The 18,006-nt window shown below is 51.9% G+C and carries 18 protein-coding genes; 6 read left to right on the top strand and 12 right to left on the bottom strand.

Annotation, left to right across the window (positions count from 1 at the left end):
* Window positions 1-615: 615 nt before the first annotated feature.
* Window positions 616-1,518 (bottom strand): CDP-diacylglycerol--serine O-phosphatidyltransferase, encoded by a 903-nt coding sequence (gene pssA, locus SIL79_RS11115; protein ID WP_071477166.1) that lies wholly within the window; start codon window positions 1,516-1,518, stop codon window positions 616-618.
* A 90-nt stretch (window positions 1,519-1,608) separates the two neighbouring features.
* Here pssA and SIL79_RS11110 point away from each other — a divergent pair, with 90 nt between their 5' ends.
* Window positions 1,609-2,052, top strand: a complete 444-nt coding sequence (locus tag SIL79_RS11110; protein ID WP_071477165.1) for a DUF4124 domain-containing protein — start codon at window positions 1,609-1,611, stop codon at window positions 2,050-2,052.
* A gap of 77 nt (window positions 2,053-2,129) precedes the next feature.
* On the opposite strand, the gene mdh is transcribed toward SIL79_RS11110, so the two are convergent.
* On the bottom strand, window positions 2,130-3,065 hold the full coding sequence (mdh, locus tag SIL79_RS11105) for a malate dehydrogenase (RefSeq protein ID WP_025012092.1): 936 nt from the start codon (window positions 3,063-3,065) through the stop codon (window positions 2,130-2,132).
* Window positions 3,066-3,350: 285 nt separating this feature from the next.
* Here mdh and argR point away from each other — a divergent pair, with 285 nt between their 5' ends.
* A complete protein-coding gene (gene argR / locus SIL79_RS11100; protein ID WP_025012091.1) occupies window positions 3,351-3,821 on the top strand; it encodes a transcriptional regulator ArgR in 471 nt (156 codons plus the stop codon).
* 60 nt (window positions 3,822-3,881) lie between these two features.
* Here the strand turns inward: argR and SIL79_RS11095 are convergent, their stop codons facing one another.
* From SIL79_RS11095 to SIL79_RS11075, 5 genes are all read right to left on the bottom strand, one after another.
* A complete protein-coding gene (locus tag SIL79_RS11095) occupies window positions 3,882-4,817 on the bottom strand; it encodes a Dyp-type peroxidase (protein ID WP_039036001.1) in 936 nt (311 codons plus the stop codon).
* A gap of 98 nt (window positions 4,818-4,915) precedes the next feature.
* Window positions 4,916-6,559, bottom strand: a complete 1,644-nt coding sequence (gene ggt / locus SIL79_RS11090) for a gamma-glutamyltransferase (protein WP_260852939.1) — start codon at window positions 6,557-6,559, stop codon at window positions 4,916-4,918.
* A 272-nt stretch (window positions 6,560-6,831) separates the two neighbouring features.
* Window positions 6,832-7,875 carry an ABC transporter ATP-binding protein gene (locus tag SIL79_RS11085; protein WP_177192618.1) on the bottom strand — a complete coding sequence of 348 codons (1,044 nt, stop codon included), beginning with the start codon at window positions 7,873-7,875 and terminating at the stop codon, window positions 6,832-6,834.
* Complete coding sequence (locus tag SIL79_RS11080) at window positions 7,872-9,503, bottom strand: ABC transporter permease (protein WP_039036003.1); 1,632 nt, start codon at window positions 9,501-9,503, stop codon at window positions 7,872-7,874. The genes SIL79_RS11085 and SIL79_RS11080 overlap by 4 nt, the downstream gene beginning before the upstream one ends.
* A 39-nt stretch (window positions 9,504-9,542) precedes the next feature.
* On the bottom strand, window positions 9,543-10,505 hold the full coding sequence (locus tag SIL79_RS11075) for a Fe(3+) ABC transporter substrate-binding protein (protein WP_052248285.1): 963 nt from the start codon (window positions 10,503-10,505) through the stop codon (window positions 9,543-9,545).
* 267 nt (window positions 10,506-10,772) lie between these two features.
* Between SIL79_RS11075 and SIL79_RS11070 the strand changes: the two genes are divergently transcribed.
* Window positions 10,773-11,228: a hypothetical protein gene (locus SIL79_RS11070; protein WP_202932797.1), complete on the top strand. Its 456-nt coding sequence runs from the start codon at window positions 10,773-10,775 to the stop codon at window positions 11,226-11,228.
* On the opposite strand, the gene SIL79_RS11065 is transcribed toward SIL79_RS11070, so the two are convergent.
* The 3 genes from SIL79_RS11065 to SIL79_RS11055 all read right to left on the bottom strand — a co-directional run bounded on the left by SIL79_RS11065 (window position 11,190) and on the right by SIL79_RS11055 (window position 13,235).
* Complete coding sequence (locus SIL79_RS11065) at window positions 11,190-11,780, bottom strand: glutathione S-transferase N-terminal domain-containing protein (RefSeq protein ID WP_071477161.1); 591 nt, start codon at window positions 11,778-11,780, stop codon at window positions 11,190-11,192. The two genes, SIL79_RS11070 and SIL79_RS11065, sit on opposite strands and share 39 nt — an antisense overlap.
* 13 nt (window positions 11,781-11,793) lie before the next feature.
* Window positions 11,794-12,543, bottom strand: a complete 750-nt coding sequence (locus tag SIL79_RS11060) for a ferredoxin--NADP reductase (protein ID WP_071477160.1) — start codon at window positions 12,541-12,543, stop codon at window positions 11,794-11,796.
* A 113-nt stretch (window positions 12,544-12,656) separates the two neighbouring features.
* On the bottom strand, window positions 12,657-13,235 hold the full coding sequence (locus SIL79_RS11055) for a DUF5610 domain-containing protein (protein WP_039036006.1): 579 nt from the start codon (window positions 13,233-13,235) through the stop codon (window positions 12,657-12,659).
* Between the two features lie 136 nt (window positions 13,236-13,371).
* On the opposite strand from SIL79_RS11055, the gene SIL79_RS11050 reads away from it, so the two are divergent.
* From SIL79_RS11050 to SIL79_RS11040, 3 genes are all read left to right on the top strand, one after another.
* On the top strand, window positions 13,372-13,878 hold the full coding sequence (locus SIL79_RS11050) for a phosphoglycerate mutase family protein (RefSeq protein WP_039036007.1): 507 nt from the start codon (window positions 13,372-13,374) through the stop codon (window positions 13,876-13,878).
* Window positions 13,879-13,887: 9 nt separating this feature from the next.
* Window positions 13,888-15,378, top strand: a complete 1,491-nt coding sequence (locus SIL79_RS11045) for an FMN-binding glutamate synthase family protein (RefSeq protein WP_319619290.1) — start codon at window positions 13,888-13,890, stop codon at window positions 15,376-15,378.
* Window positions 15,379-15,494: 116 nt separating this feature from the next.
* Window positions 15,495-15,707 carry a hypothetical protein gene (locus SIL79_RS11040; protein WP_202932803.1) on the top strand — a complete coding sequence of 71 codons (213 nt, stop codon included), beginning with the start codon at window positions 15,495-15,497 and terminating at the stop codon, window positions 15,705-15,707.
* 13 nt (window positions 15,708-15,720) lie between these two features.
* Here SIL79_RS11040 and SIL79_RS11035 read toward each other — a convergent pair whose 3' ends face one another.
* Window positions 15,721-15,990 carry a hypothetical protein gene (locus SIL79_RS11035; protein ID WP_039036010.1) on the bottom strand — a complete coding sequence of 90 codons (270 nt, stop codon included), beginning with the start codon at window positions 15,988-15,990 and terminating at the stop codon, window positions 15,721-15,723.
* Window positions 15,991-16,051: 61 nt separating this feature from the next.
* Window positions 16,052-17,857 carry an ABCB family ABC transporter ATP-binding protein/permease gene (locus tag SIL79_RS11030; RefSeq protein WP_144360983.1) on the bottom strand — a complete coding sequence of 602 codons (1,806 nt, stop codon included), beginning with the start codon at window positions 17,855-17,857 and terminating at the stop codon, window positions 16,052-16,054.
* Window positions 17,858-18,006: the final 149 nt, after the last annotated feature.

The raw sequence follows: 18,006 nt of genomic DNA, 5'->3' as shown, positions 1-18,006 counted from the left end.
ATTCCGAAGAATCGACTCAATGAATTCTGTTCGTATGAACACTCTTCATCGAGTTAAATCGTTTTGTCGATTTCTCAATGCCTGTGAGTGTCCACACAGATTTGCTTGTTTATCTTGTTAAAGAGCAATCCCTTAGACGCTGTGGTCATCGGGTCAGGGCTGCGTATTTTACGCTTTCCTGTTGCGGCGTCAAGAGGTATTTACCATCTTTTTTTCGCCTGTCGTTGAAAGGACTCAAGAGCCTCTTTTCTTCGACCCTGTCACGTCTTTCGCGTTGCCGCTGTGCCGTGTCAGTGGGAGCGCATTATAGGGAGCCTGAACTTTTGTGCAAGGGGGATTTTTGCAAAACCACACCAAGCGAACACTATTTAGGCATTACCAGGTTACTGTCAACTTTTAAGCAACACAGACATTACCCTAAAGTCCCTTTTCATCTCGATGAGTAACTTGAACCAACTGAGATGGCTATGCAAACTGACTTGCTCACTAACCTGAGTTGCTCGTCAAAAGGCTATTTCACTCAAGGTGGGATCTAGGTTTAGCACATATTTCGCCGCTTTGCAGAGTAAAAGCCTTTTGAAATGGCAGCCCAAAGTTATCATTATCACGAGAGAATCATGACTTGAGCTTGTCTAGACTCGCTTTATCTCCCGTATCTTCTTTTTCTTCGGCGCTTTCTTTGTTATCGCTATCTCTATTATCTCGGGCATGGGAAGTGGGAGAACCCTCTGCACTTGATGCTTTGCCATCACTGTCATCTGTCTCATCGTCATCACCCAAAACGTGAGACACCTTGAGTTTTCTAACGCTGCGAATGGTAACCACAGGCCCCGAGAGAGCATAGAGATAAAACAGCAGACAGAGAATTAATGCAGGTTCGACCGAGATCACCACAAATACGGCCACTACCAGCAGAATCACCAGGAAGTTCACCTTGCCACGCCAATCGACTTCTTTAAAGGAGTGATAGCGGAAATTACTCACCATCAACAGACCGGCAACGGCCGTGACCAGAGCCACCAATATACCTATATCATGCCCTGAGACGCCGTAGCCCTGCCCCAGCCAGACACTGCCGGCAATAAGAGCCGCTGCGGCCGGACTGGCAAGCCCTTGGAAGAAACGTTTATCGGCCACTCCTACTTGGGTATTGAAGCGCGCCAGACGCAAGGCAGCCCCGGCGCAATAGATAAACGCCGCCAACCAACCTATTTTGCCCAATTCAGAAAGCCCCCAGTTATAGGCTATCAAGGCCGGAGCCATACCGAAGGACACCATATCTGCCATCGAGTCGTACTCGGCACCAAAGGCACTCTGAGTGTTGGTCAAACGCGCCAGACGACCATCCAGTCCATCAAATAACATGGCAACAAACACAGCAATAGCCGATGCCTCAAAGTGCCCATTCATGGAAGCGATAACAGCATAGAAGCCCGAGAACAATCCTGCCGTTGTCATCAGATTGGGTAACAGATAGATACCACGGGTTTTTATTGTTGGCTTGGATAAATTTTGCATACACTTAACCTGATGGTGTAATCAAACTCATAACGGCAAAGATAACACACTTGCTCAGACAAGCTCACCCTGCAGAAACGGAAACAAACAATGATAAGAATCAGCCTATTTATGGCTCTGCTGGCATTACTCGGAGCCAACGCTGCCTCGGCAACCCCCATTTATACTTGGGTCGATGAAAATGGCGTCACCCACTACAGCCAGGAGCCGCCGCCACAACAGCAAGCCACCGAACTGGACAGCCAAAATCTGCAACCCGCCAGAATCGGCACGGTCGCGCCGCAGCGAAAAGATGACATTGTGCTGGAGACTGAGTCTGAGAAACAGGCAAAATTGCTCAAGGAGAAAGATGCAGTCCAGGCTCAGGCTATATGCGATAAGGCCAAATTCCAATTGGATGTCCTCAATACCCACACCAGGCTACAACGTAAAGATGATGTCTCAGGTGAAATGATTAAGATGACTGAAGAAGAACGGCAGGCGCAGATAAAGGAGCAGCAGGAAAGAATTCGGCTATTTTGCCAAAGAAACTAGCCAGCAAGGCCAGAGTAAAATAGGTTCTAGTAGCAAAAAGGAGCGCCGAAGCGCTCCTTGTTATTCCCGGAGTCGACTTACTTAACGAAGTCTACACCCAGTTTGATATCCGCCTTCAAGGTATCCAGCATGGCATCACGGGCGTTGGTTTCAAACGCGCTCAGTTCACCATATGGAAGAACCTTTTCGATACCATTTTTGCCGAGTACCACTGGCTGGGCAAAAAATTCAGCGTGTTCACTGCCACCGTCTACATAGGCGCACTCGATCACATTGGCTTCACCCTGCAGACCGCGGATCAGCGACAGACCGAAACGGAAAGCGGCCTGGCCCATGGACAGAGTCGCGCTGCCGCCACCGGCTTTGGCTTCAACCACTTCAGTACCGGCGTTTTGAATACGCTTGGTCAGGGCAGCAACTTCTTCATCGGAGAAGCTGACACCTTCAACCTGAGACAACAGAGGCAGAATGGTCACACCGCTGTGGCCGCCAATCACATTGACTTTAACATCGGCAACGTTCAACCCTTTGGCTTCGGCGATAAAGGTTTCAGAGCGGATGACATCGAGAGTCGTCACACCGAATAGACGGTTCTTGTCGTAAACACCGGCTTTTTTCAGTACTTCAGCCGCAATGGCCACAGTGGTGTTCACTGGGTTGGTGATGATACCGATCAGCGCCTTGGGACAAGTCGCAGCCACCTTTTCAATCAGGTTACGGACGATACCGGCATTGATATTGAACAGATCAGAACGATCCATGCCAGGCTTACGGGCAACACCGGCAGAGATCAGCACCACATCAGCACCTTCCAGTGCAGGTGTTGGGTCTTCACCGGCAAAACCTTTAACTTCAACTGCTGTCGGGATATGACTCAGATCCACGGCAACCCCAGGCGTTACGGGGGCGATATCATAGAGTGACAGCTGAGAGCCGGCAGGTAATTGGGTTTTCAACAGAAGGGCAAGAGCCTGGCCAATACCACCAGCAGCACCTAGTACAGCAACTTTCATAGTTATCTCCGTCAATTCTCGGAATTATGTGTGACATAGATCTAATTCTGTGATGGCGCAACATTAAAGGATCGTCACAAAAATAGCAATTATCCCTTAGTCATATGACTCTGCTTCATCAAAAGCTGAATTAACTTCAGCATTTGCTCTCGCCTACTGAGGCTTCTTTTACCCAACAAATGACCCAAACTGCATTTTTATGCAGGCATCTTGGGTATTTGTTGACACTTACCCGTTTGATATGCAGAATGAGCGAGATTTTCTGAATAACGACAGAAGAAGATAATGCAAGCAAGCAAAAATCAGGATGAGCTAATCAGAACCTTCAAGGCTCTGCTTAAAGAGGAGCGCTTCGGCTCCCAGAGTGAAATAGTCAATGCACTGCAAGCCGAAGGCTTTGCCAATATCAACCAGTCCAAAGTCTCGCGCATGCTGAGCAAGTTCGGTGCCGTGCGCACCCGTAACGCCAAGCAGGAGATGGTCTACTGCTTACCGGCGGAACTTGGGGTGCCAACTGCCGGCAGCCCACTGAAGAATCTGGTATTGGATGTGGATCATAACCAAGCCATGATAGTGGTACGTACCAGCCCGGGGGCGGCGCAGTTAATTGCCAGGCTGTTGGACTCCATCGGCAAGCCAGAAGGTATTCTGGGCACCATTGCCGGTGATGATACTATCTTTATCTGCCCTTCCAGCATCAAGACCATTGATGAAACGCTGGAAACAGTCAAATCACTGTTCAATTACACAGACTAAGTTGAACATTTCATAAAAAAACGCCCCTCAATGAGGGGCGTTTTTGTCGCTATCGCGTTATTAATCATCAAACTGGATCATAAAATCCAGAGATGGGGCAAAGAAAGAGGAACCTGTTACCGCCTGAGTAAAGTGCATCAGGTGATCATGGTGTCCTTCTCCGTCACCGAAAACCATACTGTGAAGCATCTTTTCGAAATGGCTTGGTGTCTTACAAGTAGAGATAAACATCAATCCCTGTTGTTTGACTGAACCATAAGGCATGCTCTGACGCAGGATCTCCATCGACTCACCATTGTCATACTTGAGATTTACCCGCTTGATATGCGCCGTCAGCGGTTTGTCTTCCGAGGCGTACTCTATGTTGTCCTGCTTGGTGCGGCCTATGATGTCTTCCTGCTTTTTCTGCGGCAGTCTGTGCCACTTACTCAAATTGTGGACATATTTCTGTACATGAATGTAGCTACCGCCGCGAAATGCATCGTCTTCATCCCCTACCAGGGCCACAGCTTGACGACCTCTGCCCTTGGGGTTTTCTGTGCCATCGACAAAACCGGTCAGATCGCGGCTGTCCATAAAGCGGAACCCGCGCTCCTCCTCTTCCAGCTCGGCCAGGCCTTCCAGCATTTCGTTGACCTCATTGGCCACCAGATGAAGAATATCCAGGCGATCACAACGCAGGTGAATAAAGATATCGAACTCTATCGCCGGCGCATCCCGGTTACCCGACTCCATCGCGGGGAATGGCTTGAGTTCAGCCGGTCTGCTTCCCGGATAGAGGTGATCCCAAAAGTTGGCACCAATCGCCACAAAGGCATTAAAGGCACTGTCGGCATACTGATCTGCCAGCTCATACAAATACTGGGCAACATTGGCCAGACAAGGGCGCAGTTGTGACTCCCCGCCTTCGTTGGCATTGAACATCAGATAAACACTGTGCAGATTTCCCTCTGCGCAGATCCCCAGCTGTTCCCGTGGCATAACCTGTGTATCCATTTGCAATCTACCCTTTCAGATTAATTCATCTTCGGCCTTATTATCCGCAACTTGAGCATTAATTTGAATTAGCTCACGCACGTTTTTGCCGATTACTTTCAATAACCTGATGCTTGTCCGTCTTTACGGGACTCGGACGCTCCCCGATAAACGCCGCTTTCAACATTGACGCCTATGGCCTGATAACCACCGAAAGCCCCGAGAGAATCACTTAAAGTATGCCCCTTTTTCATCAGCTCACGGCGGGTTTCCATGGAAAAGCCCGACTCGAGGCTGATATAACCGCCATCTGTCATCTGCTCGCCGGTCGGTTGGCTGGAACCTGTATGCAATATTCTCGGAGCATCGCCCGCCTCCTGCAGGTTGAGGCCAAAATCAATCAGATTAATCATGATCTGGGCATGCATCTGGGGTTGGGTGGCTCCCCCCATGACACCAAAGCTGAGCCAGGGCTTGCCATCTTTGGTGACAAAGGCCGGAATTATGGTATGAAACGGTCTTTTACCCGGTGCATAGGAATTGGCACGCCCGGGAGTGAGATCAAACAGCTGGCCTCTGTCCTGAAGCACAAATCCCAAATCCGGAGGCGTCATGCCTGAGCCCATGCCACGATAATTGCTCTGGATGAGGGACACCATATTGCCTTCTTTATCGGCGGTAGTGAGATAGATGGTATCACCGTGTAAAAGGTTGGGATTACCCGACTCAACACTGGCGGCGGCTTTGTCAGCATCGATAAGCTTGGCTCTGGCGTAGTTGTATTCTTTGGAGATAAGTGACGCTACCGGCACTTTGGCAAAGTCCATGTCGGCGTAGAACTTGGCTCGGTCGGCAAACGCCAGCTTTTTTGCTTCCACGAAATGATGCACATATTCGGCGCTGTCCAGCCCCATGGCCTTGAGATTAAATGGCTCCAGGGTTTTAAGGATCTGCAGTGCCGCTATCCCCTGGCCGTTGGGGGGCAGCTCCCAGATATCATAGCCCCGATAATTAACCGATACAGGTTCAACCCACTCACTCTTGTGAGAAGCGAGATCTTCATAGGAAAGATAACCGCCCTGTTGTTGCATATAGGCGGCAATACTGCGGGCTATCTCTCCTTTGTAAAAGACGTCCCGGCCCCCCTTGGCAATTTTTTCATAGCTGTTGGCCAAAGCCGGATTTCGAAACAATTCACCGACGGCCGGCATGCGGCCGCCTGGCATATAGGTTTCTTTAAACCCCGGGTATTTGGCCAGCTTGTCACCGCTTCGCGCCAGATAGAAGGCGATGAGCTCGGAAACCGGAAATCCTTCACGGGCATAATGAATAGCCGGCGCCAGGTTATCCTTCATGGGCAATTTGCCGAACTTGTCATGCAGTTCATACCAGCCATCCACGGCACCGGGCACGGATACGGGCAAAGGTCCATAAGGCGGCAGATGCTCAAGCCCTTTGGCCTTGAGCATCTCCAACGTCAGAGAAGCCGGACTGCGGCCAGAGGCATTAAGCCCATAGAGCCGCTGCTCTTTGGCGCTCCAGACAATGGCAAAAAGATCGCCGCCTATGCCAGAACCAGTAGGCTCCACCAACCCCAGCATGGCATTGGCCGCAATCGCGGCATCCACGGCGCTGCCACCTTGTTTGAGAATATCGACTGCCACCTGAGTCGCCAGTGGTTGGCTGGTTGCCGCCATACCATTAACCGCATAGACTTCAGAGCGGCTCGCAAAGGCCGCGCCCGTGATTCTATCCATCGCCATGCTTCCCGTGCTACAGCAAACAGCCAAACTCCCGATGACGCCGAGTAACAGCTGACGACATGAGCTGTTGCTGATATTCCGTATCCCTTGTGCGTCCTGCATTTTATTATTGCTGTGGTTATGCATCTCGCCTCCGCTCTCATCCCGGAGCGGCGCATGGGCGAGACCGGGGTTCAGTGAATACCTATGGTGAATTCAATCAAACCGATTGTTTGGTATAACACAGAGACAAACAAATTATCACCCACAGCAAACTTATGAAACAATTGTTATTAACAGTCGTTACCGAACAACACCAGCGGATGTTCCAGTGTCGACAGCCTGACTCTCTGCCCTGGAGAAAACTGTACCTGATGACTACGAACCTCGAGAGTGACGCCCTCTTGCTGCACATCATAATGGCAAACATTGCCCAGAAAACGCCGCTCGGTAACCACGGCCAGCCCCTGTTCGTCGGGTTGTAACTCCAACTGCTGTGGCCGCAGCAACAACTCACCCTGCCAGTTCAGTGGCAAACCATGGGGCAAAGAGCTCTTAAGGCGGCCGATTTGAGTATCGACACAGTGCTCGCAGCTGACCTTGGCCTTAAGATAATTACCACTGCCGAGAAAGTCCGCCACATAGCGATTGACCGGGTTGGCATAGAGGGTTTCGGCACTGCCTTGCTGCACTATTTTACCATCTTCAAACAGCGCCAGGGTATCGGCAAAAACAAAGGCCTCATCCTTACTGTGGGTCACAAATACGGCGCTGACGTTACGGCTCTTGAGGATCGCGCGAATCTCCAGCATCAGCTCGCCGCGTACCTGGGCGTCTATATTGGAGAAGGGTTCATCCAACAACAGCAGTTCAGGTTCATAGGCAAGCGCCCTGGCAATCGACACCCTCTGTTGTTGACCACCGGACAACTCGTGGGGATACCGTTCACCAAGCCCCGGGAGCTTGACCAAATCCAACATCTCCTCGAGCCGGCTCAGGCGCTGCGCCTTGTTCAACCCCTTGACACCAAAGAGGATATTCTGCGCGACCGTCAAGTGGGGAAACAGGGCATAGTCCTGAAAGATCATCCCCACGCCACGCTCCTCTCCAGGAACCTGCAGCTTATCCGTGGTTACTGCACGGCCGCTGATATGAATTTCACCGGCGGAGACCGGCTGCAGTCCGGCAATGGCTCTGAGCAGAGTCGTTTTACCACAACCACTGGGTCCGAGCAGGGCGGCAATTTCACCGGCTTGCAAAGTAATGCTCAGCCCTTTGAGCACCTGCTGGGCGCCATAATGGCTATGGAGTTGCTTGACACTCAGGGTCGACATCAGTTGTTTTGCTCCAGCGAACGGTTGAGATAAATCAAGGGCACCAGCCCCACCAACACAATAACAATAGCCGCCAACGCCCCCTGCTCCAACTGCTCATCGGAGACGTATTGGAACACTTGGGTGGCCAGGTTGTGAAACCCGACAGGGCTTAGTAGCAAGGCTGCCGGCAACTCTTTCATCGCCTCGATAAATACCAGCAGCAGAGCGGCAAAAATACCGCTGCGCAGCAATGGCAGATGGATTAATGCCAGTACTTTACCCGGTGTCTTGCCCAGGCTGATGGCCGCCATGTCAAGAGAAGGCGACAGCCGTTTGTAACTGCTCTCTATGCTGCCGATGGCGATGGCGGCAAAGCGAATACAAAACGCCAGCACCAGGGCGGCGATACTGCCGGTGAACAAGAGCCCCGGGCCTTGACGCTCGAACAGAGCGTAGAGATCATCGATTCTGAAATCGAGCCAGGTCAGCGGAATAAGCACGGCAATCGCCAGCACAGTGCCCGGCAGTGCATAGCCGGTACTGACCAGACGGGATGGCAGCATGTCCCACTTTCGCGGGCTCAGGCGGCGAATGAACACCAAGAGGATAGCCAAAAGCAAACACAATACACTGCTGATGGCGGCAACCGTTAGGCTGTTGAGACTGTACTGCCAAAAGTCACTGTTCCAGCTCTGCTGCCAGTAATCCAAGGCGTAACTGCCGAGAATGACAAATGGCAAAACAAAGGCCAGCAGCAGCAACAGCGAGCAGTAGCCGAGCGCCAACCACTCACGCCAACCTTTAAGCCGGTAAGGCTCCGGCGCCTCAAGCAACAGCTGCTTTTGAAATAATTGTTGTTTACGTCTCGCCATACGCTCCAGCGCAAACAGAGTAAAAACACCAAGCAACATCAATAGCGAAATTTTGGCGGCGGCCGCCAAGTCACCATAGGCTCGCCAGGTATCGTAGACAGCCGTGGTCAGGGTGGATACCGCAAAATAATTGACCGTCGCCAAGTCAGCCATGGTTTCCATGGCCACCAGGGCGACACCGGCCGCCAGCGCCGGGCGCGCCATTGGCAGCGACAAACGCCAGAAACTCTGCCATGGCGAGCAGCCCATTACCTTGGCCGCATGCTGCAAACTTAAGGACTGCTCCAGAAACGCGGTGCGCCCCAAGAGGTAAACATAAGGGAAGAGCACCAGCGACAACATCACAGTGGCGCCGCCCAGAGTTCGAATATCGGGAAACCAGTAGTCGGTTACCGATTGCCAACCAAAACTTGCGCGTAAAAAACGCTGCACAGGCCCGGCATAATCCAGTAAATCGGTATACACATAAGCGACAATATAGGCCGGCATGGCCAGCGGCAACAACAGAGCCCACTGGAACAGGCGCCTGCCGCGAAATTCACAGCGCGCCACCAGCCAGGCAGCAGGCACCGCCAAAAGCAAACTGCCGACACTCACCCCCAACATCAGCCAAAAGGTATTGGCTATGTATGACGGCAACACAGTGGCAAACATCTGCCCAAAGCGGGTTTCACCCGGTTCGAACGCCTGCATGACCAGCGCCAGCAACGGCGCCACCATTAAGCCGCAGACGATAAACCCCGCCCACGACCAGCCCCTGGAGAAGGTCAGGATCACAGCTATTCCCCCATAGCCTTTGCAGAAACGCCTTCAAGCTCAGAGATCAAACTTAACCTCATCGAGCAGTCTCAGCGCCGCCTGATGATGCTCTGCCAACTTGTAGACAGGCAAATCATCGGCTTTAAAGTCTCCCCAGGATGCCACCAACTCTGAGACAGGCACATCGGCCTTGACCGGATATTCCATATTGACCTCGGCATAGCTCTGTTGGGCGGCATCCGAAGACAGATACTCCATCAGTTTGAGGGCATCGGCCGAGTTAGGCGCATGCTTGGCCAGCGCCATACCCGAGACATTGATATGGGCACCACGATTTTCCTGATTCGGGAAGTTGATCACTGCCGCTTCGGCCCATGGCCGCTGTTTGGGATCTTGCAGCATCTTGCCATAGTAATAACTGTTGCCGATGGCGATATCACACAAGCCTTCTTTCACCGCCTGCACCTGCGCCCTATCGTTACCCTGAGGCTTACGGGCCAAGTTACTCTTCAGTCCCTGAAGCCAACTCTTGGCATCAGCTTCACCGTGGTGGGCTATCATGGAGGCCACCAGCGCTATGTTGTAGGGATGCTTGCCACTACGCATACACACCTTACCCTTGTAACGGGCATCGGCCAGGTCTTCATAGTTGATTGTCAGCGGCCCGAGGCGCTCCTTGCTGGAATAGAGATTACGCACCCTCATAGTCAGGGCATACCAGTTTCCTTCGGGATCCCGGTATTGGGCCGGAATATTCTGCTTGAGTGTGTCACTTTCCACCTGTTTGACCAACTGCTTGTCCACCAATTCCTGCAAGCGGGAAAAGTCAGACGTCAGCACCAAATCCGCCGGTGATAAGCGTCCTTCACGGGCCAATCTATCGGCGATGCCATCTTTGGCAAACACAAAATTAACCTTCACCCCGGTAGCCTGACTGAAGTCATCCAGAATGGGCTTGACCAAAAACTCCTGACGATAGGAATAAACCGTCACCTCATCGGCGGCAACCACCGGCAACATCAAGCTGGATGCGGCCAACGCACTGCCAAGTATCAGACCTGTCTTGTAGCTCATATTATTCAGTACCTCATGTTGGATGAGTAATTTAATGAGAACTATTTCTAATCAACTTTATTTTCAGCCTAATGCAAAAATTCTGACAAGGGGAATACAGATGAAAACAGACAGAATGGCAGTGGCTGGGAGCAAAGCGATTGGAATCGGCCAAATTGTCGCAAACTAAACTAAACTGAACCTTAAAACTTATACATGGAGAGAGGAAGTATCTTGGATATTTTGGAAATCCTGCTGGCTGTGGTGTCTTTGCTACTGATCTTGTTTCTGTTCCGTCACAGGTTAAGACCTGAAAAGCGTCGGCAGGACAGACCCTCTGCCCCCAAAGAGAAACAATATCACTGTGTCTCCATAGTGTTGACGCCAAATGCCTGCCAAGCGATAAGAGCGCTTGAAGGCAAGCGTTTTCTGTCAAAGGAGGCGCCCCGGCTCCCCTTGGCGGAATGTGACTGCAGCCAATGCGACTGCAAGTATCAACATCATGAAGACAGAAGAGTTCCCTTCAGCGATCGGCGACTGGACTATGGCATGAGCCGTGACCTCTATGGCGTCTTCGGTGAAACCAACCGCAGAACCCACCCCAAGGGCAGGCGTTACTCGGACTTGGCCAAACCGCAAATCACCGAGAAATCACCCAGGACGAGTATCTCGGAAACTCTGCCTGATTGATGCCGATTCCAGCCAGTATGCCAAGGCCGGTGCCACTTTACGCCAGTCGAGATCCGGATGACGAAAATCAAGGTATTCGAGTAGCACCAACAGCAGTACCTGTCTGGCATCGAGTGGGCCGCTCGCAATAATTCCCTGACGCTCCACCTCCATTAAGGCTCTGAGCAGGGCCTGCTCGAAACGGCCGCTCCAGAAAGATGAACGAACCCCCTCCTCTTCACGCATCTGTTCCTGCCTTAAGCCAACGGCGCTATCCAGCGCGCCTTTGAGCAGCGAGAACTGGCACTCATAAGCCCAGTTTCCGGGTGGTCCAAAGAAACAATTCTGGCCGAATTTGTCGTCCAGAAAGCGAGCTATGACTTCGCTGTCGAACAGTGCGGCGCCATCATCCAAAAGCAGACAGGGAACTTTCCCCAAAGGGTTAACCGACAGTAACTCGTCACTGTTATCGAAAGGATTGACCAGCTTTTCATCCAACGCCAAACCCAGCTCGCGGGCAATAACCCTGACCACGCGGGCATAAGGCGAAGCTGTAGAGTAATAGAGCTGCATCCAGACTCTCCTGTTACCAGTATTTTTCGACTGTTATCTGTCCTGGGGCCCGGCGCAGGTTTTTGGCCAAGCCTTTATCGATAAGTGCCGCCGTAGCCCCCTGGATCATCCCGGGATTACCACAAAGCATCAATTGCGAGTCCTTTGCACTTATGTTCAGCCCGGCCTTGGCCTCTATCTCACCACTTTGCAGGCCATCCGGGATGCGACAACGCAACGCACCATCAAAATCTTCACGAGTGACACAGGGCACAAACACAAATTGCTCGGGATAGGCCTGTTGATAGCCGCGGATCTTATCGAGATAGGCAAGATCCTGCGCTTCTCTTACCCCGTAAACCAGAACCACCTTATCAAACCGCTGCCAAGGCTCAGGAGTATCCAACATGGAAAGAAACGGCCCCACAGCCGTACCTGTTGCCAAAAACCACAGGTGACGCCCCTGTAATTCTCCTTTTGGGATCTCATCCAAAGTCATAAAGCCGGTGGCTTTGTCTGTCACGCTAATACTGTCACCCGGCTGCAAAGATTGCAGATCCGGTGACAACTGGCCTTGATCTACCGCCACCGCCAGTATTTCAAGATAGTCAGTCCCAGGGGCATTCACCAGCGAATAGGCCCGGGCGATACGTTTATCATCCCGCAGCTGACTGAGCTTGATAAACTGGCCGGCAATAAACGGTGCTATCTCGGCGGCAATCCTCAGGCTGAATAACTTGCTGTTCCAATCGATACGCTCAATGACCCGACCTTCAGTCCACATAGCTTCTCCTTAGGTAACACAAGACGATTATTGCAGCATAACCCCATATTCAACCAACAAAAACCCCTCATAGTGAGGGGGTTATCTGCAGGTAAGATTTCGCATGATCTCGATTATTCCTGCTCTGTGCTAAAGCTATCTCTGAATGCCTGCAACCCTTGCTGTACCAGAGCGTAAGTTTCATCCACCCCAGTCTTGATTTCGCCTTCCAGCACCTTGAGCCCGGAGAGGATATCCGTCGCCTCTTTAAAGCCCTGATCTATGGCGCCGCCGATAACGTCCATAAAACCGGACAGCTGACTGTCAAAGTCCATGCTGGAATTTTGCTGCTGGTAGACACTGAAGAACTGAGTCGCAAAGCTAACAATTCTGTCGGCCGTGGCCTCGGGAGAAGTATCTATCTGCTGCTCCTGCACCTGCTGCAGGGCATTTTCACCCATGTAGGGTGCCAGTTCTTCATTGATGGCCTCAATCGCGGCGCGATACAAGAGACTCATGGGTTCGTTGCCACTATTGAGACTTACCTCCTCCTGCGCCGCCAGAATAGCGTTATTCATCAACTGCTGACTGACATGGCGGATGCTCTTGCTACTGGCGACTTCAGATACCGCCTTGCCATGATTACCATCCAGTTGTTGGGTCTTATCCTTGGCCACCTCAGAGACCTGAGCGCCATGATTGCGGATTTCCATCTTGGTTTCCTCGTATGAAAAGCGTGTCCCAGGTTAATTATCGACCAATTCAGCAATTAGTTTAGTGATTGTTTACCCAGGCCGATACTCGGGCTATGATCCCACATGTTATTTAAGTATTTGATAGAAAATAAAAATGGTAAGAATTTTTCTACTGCTTTGTCTTTCAGTGCTTTTTGGTTTGCCGTCCCAGGCCGCCAACACTAATCAAACCATATTCCTGGTTAGGCACGCGGAAAAAGCTCAGGGAAGCGATCCCGGGCTGACAGCCGCCGGTAAGGCGCGAGCCGAGGCTCTGGCAGCGGCACTACAGGACACCCAACTGCAAAGGCTGATGTCGAGTGAGTTTCGCCGAACTCAGGAAACCCTGGGACCAATTGCAACAGCCAAACAACTCAGGATTGAGGTGTTTCCAGCCAAAGGCGGCTTGGAGGTTCACATCAATGCCATAGCTGATGCGGTCAAAGCCAGCCAAGGCAATGTGCTGATCGCCGGCCATAGCAATACGATTCCGGCCATCATCAAGGCACTCGGTGGCCCCCTTGTTAGTTTGGATGAGCAGCAATACGATCAACTTTTTATTCTCACCTTGGCAGAACAGGGGCCCACGGGCCTGGTAACCAGCCACTTTGGCAGTCAATAAGGATAGAAGATGCGCGAGCAAAACTGGTTTATGTGGGGCCTGGAACTCTTTTCCGGCCTGTTTTTGATAGTCGTCGGCTTAGGACTCTTGGTAATCACTTATATGTATATCGCCGATGTGATGCAAACCAAGCAGGCGGTGCGGCATAACTACCCTGTTGTCGGACGATTCCGATATTTCTTCGAGAAAATGGGCGAATTCTTCCGCCAGTACTTTTTCGCTCTCGATCGGGAAGAACTCCCCTTCAATCGTGCCGAGCGTAGTTGGGTCTACCGGGCGGCGAAAAATGTCGACCGCACCATAGCCTTCGGCTCCACCAGGCCACTGGAAGCCAACGGCAGCATACTGTTTATGAACACCGCCTTCCCCACACTGGATCAAGACGTTGTACCGCCAACACCTGTGATTATTGGCCCTGACTGCGAATATCCCTTTGCCACCAGCGCCATTTGCCATATTTCCGCCATGAGTTTCGGCGCTCTTTCTCGCCCAGCTGTTACCGCCCTTTCCCATGGGGCAGCCCAGGCAGGATGCTGGCTCAACACAGGGGAAGGCGGCCTCAGCGCCCACCACCTCAAGGGAAACTGCGATCTGGTATTCCAGATAGGCACTGCCAAATATGGCGTTCGCAACGCTGAAGGGCACCTGGATGATGACAAGCTCAGGGAAGTGGCCGCTCACTCTCAGGTGAAAATGTTCGAAATCAAACTCAGTCAGGGAGCCAAGCCAGGCAAGGGGGGAATTCTTCCCGGGGTAAAGGTAACCGAAGAGATAGCCGCGATTAGAGGGATCCCAGCAGGAGAGGATTCCATCAGTCCCAACGGCCATATCGAGTTTCATCATGTCGGCGATATTCTCGACATGATAGCCAGAGTCAGACAGGTGACAGGCAAACCCACAGGGATCAAAGCGGTCTTGGGTGATACTCACTGGTTGGAAAATTTTCTGGAAGAGATTAACCAACGCGGTCATGACTCGGCTCCCGATTTCTTCACCCTCGACAGCGCCGATGGCGGAACGGGCGCAGCGCCGCAAACCTTGATGGACTATGTTGGCCTACCGCTGAAAGAGAGCTTGCCACTGTTGGTCGATCAACTGCGGCGGCATGGACTGAAGCAAAGGATTAAGGTGATAGCCTCTGGCAAGCTTATCACCCCCTCCAGAGTGGCCTGGGCGCTGGCGCTTGGGGCGGATTTCACCGCCTCAGCGAGAGGGAATATGTTCGCGCTGGGATGTATTCAAGCACTGCAGTGCAACAAGGATACCTGCCCCACCGGGATAACCACCCATAACAAGAAACTGCAACAAGGATTGGATCCCAGGGATAAATCCACCCGAGTCGCCAACTACAACAAGGCATTGCACCATGATCTGGGGATGCTGGCCCACTCCTGCGGGGTTACTGACCCAAGACAACTCAAACCACGCCACGTCAGAATCGTTACCCAAAGTGGCCTGTCGGTATCTTTGGATAAATACTACGCTCACTTCGATCAATGAGGTATTGTCACTGTCACCGAAGCGTAATAATGGTTAGATTGTGCGTTGCATCACAAAAGTGGTAAGATCTTGCGCCTAATCAAGACTTGCCACTTCCAGAGGATTTTGAAGTGAAAATGACATTTGTCAGTCAGGTCCCCAAGCCGGAAACGAGCAAAACTGCATCGCTCAGCTGCAAGAATTGCAGCCGTTTAATTGAGATTGAGGGAGAGATGCTCTGTTATCGCGGCGGTAAAATAACTGAACTGACACCGCTAAATGAAGCGAAAAATAGTTTCAACCTACTGTGCGACGGCTGGCAAGCCGACCGCAACCAAACCAAGAAATAGCATCAACTCAGGCTCAGCTACGCACTTCCCCTTGCGACTGAGCCTGCTTTCTTGACTCACTGATAATTCCTTCCAACGCCTCATTAAAGGGTTCTGCAGATACCATAGACAGAGTCAGGCCGCGGGTGGATACTCTCAGCCCGGCACGTAACTCGGTATGTAATTGATTGAGGGCAACATCATCCATACCTCGGGCCTTAAGCTCATCCGCCAGACAATTCCAATCTGTACGGACTTTGTCCTGCATTCCTTCAATATTGACCTGCAATACAATGTTTTCCATCTGTGCTGCCCCCATGGCTGACGCGACTTTGGACTTTCGAGTATGCGGCAGCCAGGCTGAATCAATGCTGAACTTGCACCGACTCATCTGACTGTTTTGTGTGCTGGATCCGCCATAAACGCGCGTAATATCCATCGGCGGCCAGCAGGCTGTCATGGCATCCGGATTCAACCAACTGGCCTTGGTGCAACACTAAGATTTTATCGGCATCCACCACTGTCGATAGCCTGTGGGCAATCACCAAGCTGGTATGGCCCTTGGCAACTTCGTCGAGCGCCTTGAGAATTGCCCGCTCGGAGCGGCTGTCCAGCGACGAGGTGGCTTCATCGAAGATCAGTATCGGCGAGCGCTTCAATATCGCCCTGGCAATAGCCACTCGCTGCTTTTCACCGCCGGAGAGTTTCATGCCTCTCTCACCCACCTTGGTCTGGGCCTGCTGCGGTAATGCCTCAACAAACTGCTTAAGGTGGGCCAACTCTATCGCCTGCCAGATTTCGGCGTCCGAAGCATCGGGGCGGCCATAGCGAATATTCTCAAACAGAGTATCGTTAAACAGCACAGTGTCCTGAGGCACTATGGCAATGGCTCGGCGCAGTGCATCTTGGGTCATATCGCGAATATCGATACCATCGACCCGAATCGCTCCTTGGCTGACATCGTAAAAGCGGAACAACAAGCGCACCAACGTCGATTTACCGGCGCCGCTTTCACCCACGACAGCCACCTTCTGCCCGGGCTCTATCTCAAAACTCACACCCTTGAGTATCTGCCTGTCACCATAGCCAAAGCCAACCGAGTCAAAGCTGATTCGGCCCTCTGTCGGCACGATATCCTTGGCCGCTGGGTTGTCTTTTACCAGCGGAGTCTTATCCAGCAGCGAGAACATCCGCTCTATATTGGCCAAAGCACCCCGAATTTCACGATACACAAAACCCAGGAAGTTGAGCGGCATAAAGAGTTGCATCATAAAGGCGTTGATCAATACAAAGTCACCCACAGTCATCTGTCCACGGGTCACTTCAAAGGCCGCCAGCCCCAGCATTAAAGTCATGGCGACAGCAATAATGGTGGCCTGACCGGCATTGAGGGCGAACAACGACAGACGATTCTTGCGCTTGGCCACTTCCCAGTCTGCCAACGCCTTGTCATACTCATTCGCCTCATAGGCTTCATTGTTGAAGTATTTGACGGTTTCATAGTTAAGCAGGCTATCGATAGCGCGGGTGTTGGATACCGAGTCGGCCTTCGCCGCCTCACGGACATAAGAGGTACGCCACTCAGTCGTCACAACAGAAAACAAACCATAGGCCAGTACGGAACAGAAGGTTATCAGCGCAAACCAGATACCATAATTCCACAGTAAAATGGCCACCACCATCAGGATTTCCAACAAGGTGGGTACTATGTTGAACACCATAAAACGCATCAGAAAACTGATGCCGCTGGTGCCGCGCTCTATGTCCCGCGATAATCCGCCGGTGCGCCTGTCGAGGTGAAAACCGAGATCCAGCCGGTGCAGATGTTCAAATACCTGCAATCCCAGGCGTCGTATCGCCCTCTCGGTCACTCGGCCAAAGAGGGTATCCCTGATCTCCCCGGTGAGCGCATTGACTAATCTCAAGCTGCCATAAGCCAAAACCAGCGCTATAGGCACGGCCAACAGCTGCGCCGTTTGGGCGCTCCCCAAGTCATCAACCAAATGCTTCAACAGGAAAGGCAAACCGACACTGGCGAGTTTTCCCACAACAAGACACAGCAGCGCCAGGATAATCCGGCCCTTGTATTCCAACAGATAGGGCCAGAGAAGTTTGAGCACTTGCCAGTTGAGCTTATCGACGGGACCTTCAAGGTAAAGAGTTGGACGCATACATCTTGCCAGGAGAAAAGAGTGTTCCGAGTGTAGCAGTGAGTGGGGCCCAAGTCTGCGATCTGTTTGGCTGACCGCCCGGAAATAATCATCAGAAGCAGCACTTTAGAATGACAAAAATAACATTTAACCTAGACTAAATGGCTAGC

It is taken from the genome of Shewanella indica, assembly GCF_033842865.1.
Lineage (GTDB): Bacteria > Pseudomonadota > Gammaproteobacteria > Enterobacterales > Shewanellaceae > Shewanella > Shewanella indica.
This window is presented reverse-complemented; position numbering and strand designations above follow the sequence as displayed.

Bases quoted from the DNA above. Each gene is read 5' to 3' on its own strand.
- SIL79_RS11110 (WP_071477165.1), top strand. From the start codon at position 1,609: ATGATAAGAATCAGCCTATTTATGGCTCTGCTGGCATTACTCGGAGCC.
- SIL79_RS11095 (WP_039036001.1), bottom strand. From the start codon at position 4,817: ATGGATACACAGGTTATGCCACGGGAACAGCTGGGGATCTGCGCAGAG.
- ggt (WP_260852939.1), bottom strand. From the start codon at position 6,559: ATGGCGATGGATAGAATCACGGGCGCGGCCTTTGCGAGCCGCTCTGAA.
- SIL79_RS11030 (WP_144360983.1), bottom strand. From the start codon at position 17,857: ATGCGTCCAACTCTTTACCTTGAAGGTCCCGTCGATAAGCTCAACTGG.
- SIL79_RS11060 (WP_071477160.1), bottom strand. From the start codon at position 12,543: ATGTGGACTGAAGGTCGGGTCATTGAGCGTATCGATTGGAACAGCAAG.
- mdh (WP_025012092.1), bottom strand. From the start codon at position 3,065: ATGAAAGTTGCTGTACTAGGTGCTGCTGGTGGTATTGGCCAGGCTCTT.
- SIL79_RS11040 (WP_202932803.1), top strand. From the start codon at position 15,495: ATGACATTTGTCAGTCAGGTCCCCAAGCCGGAAACGAGCAAAACTGCA.
- SIL79_RS11055 (WP_039036006.1), bottom strand. From the start codon at position 13,235: ATGGAAATCCGCAATCATGGCGCTCAGGTCTCTGAGGTGGCCAAGGAT.
- pssA (WP_071477166.1), bottom strand. From the start codon at position 1,518: ATGCAAAATTTATCCAAGCCAACAATAAAAACCCGTGGTATCTATCTG.
- SIL79_RS11045 (WP_319619290.1), top strand. From the start codon at position 13,888: ATGCGCGAGCAAAACTGGTTTATGTGGGGCCTGGAACTCTTTTCCGGC.
- SIL79_RS11065 (WP_071477161.1), bottom strand. From the start codon at position 11,780: ATGCAGCTCTATTACTCTACAGCTTCGCCTTATGCCCGCGTGGTCAGG.
- SIL79_RS11075 (WP_052248285.1), bottom strand. From the start codon at position 10,505: ATGTTGCCGGTGGTTGCCGCCGATGAGGTGACGGTTTATTCCTATCGT.
- argR (WP_025012091.1), top strand. From the start codon at position 3,351: ATGCAAGCAAGCAAAAATCAGGATGAGCTAATCAGAACCTTCAAGGCT.
- SIL79_RS11050 (WP_039036007.1), top strand. From the start codon at position 13,372: ATGGTAAGAATTTTTCTACTGCTTTGTCTTTCAGTGCTTTTTGGTTTG.
- SIL79_RS11035 (WP_039036010.1), bottom strand. From the start codon at position 15,990: ATGGAAAACATTGTATTGCAGGTCAATATTGAAGGAATGCAGGACAAA.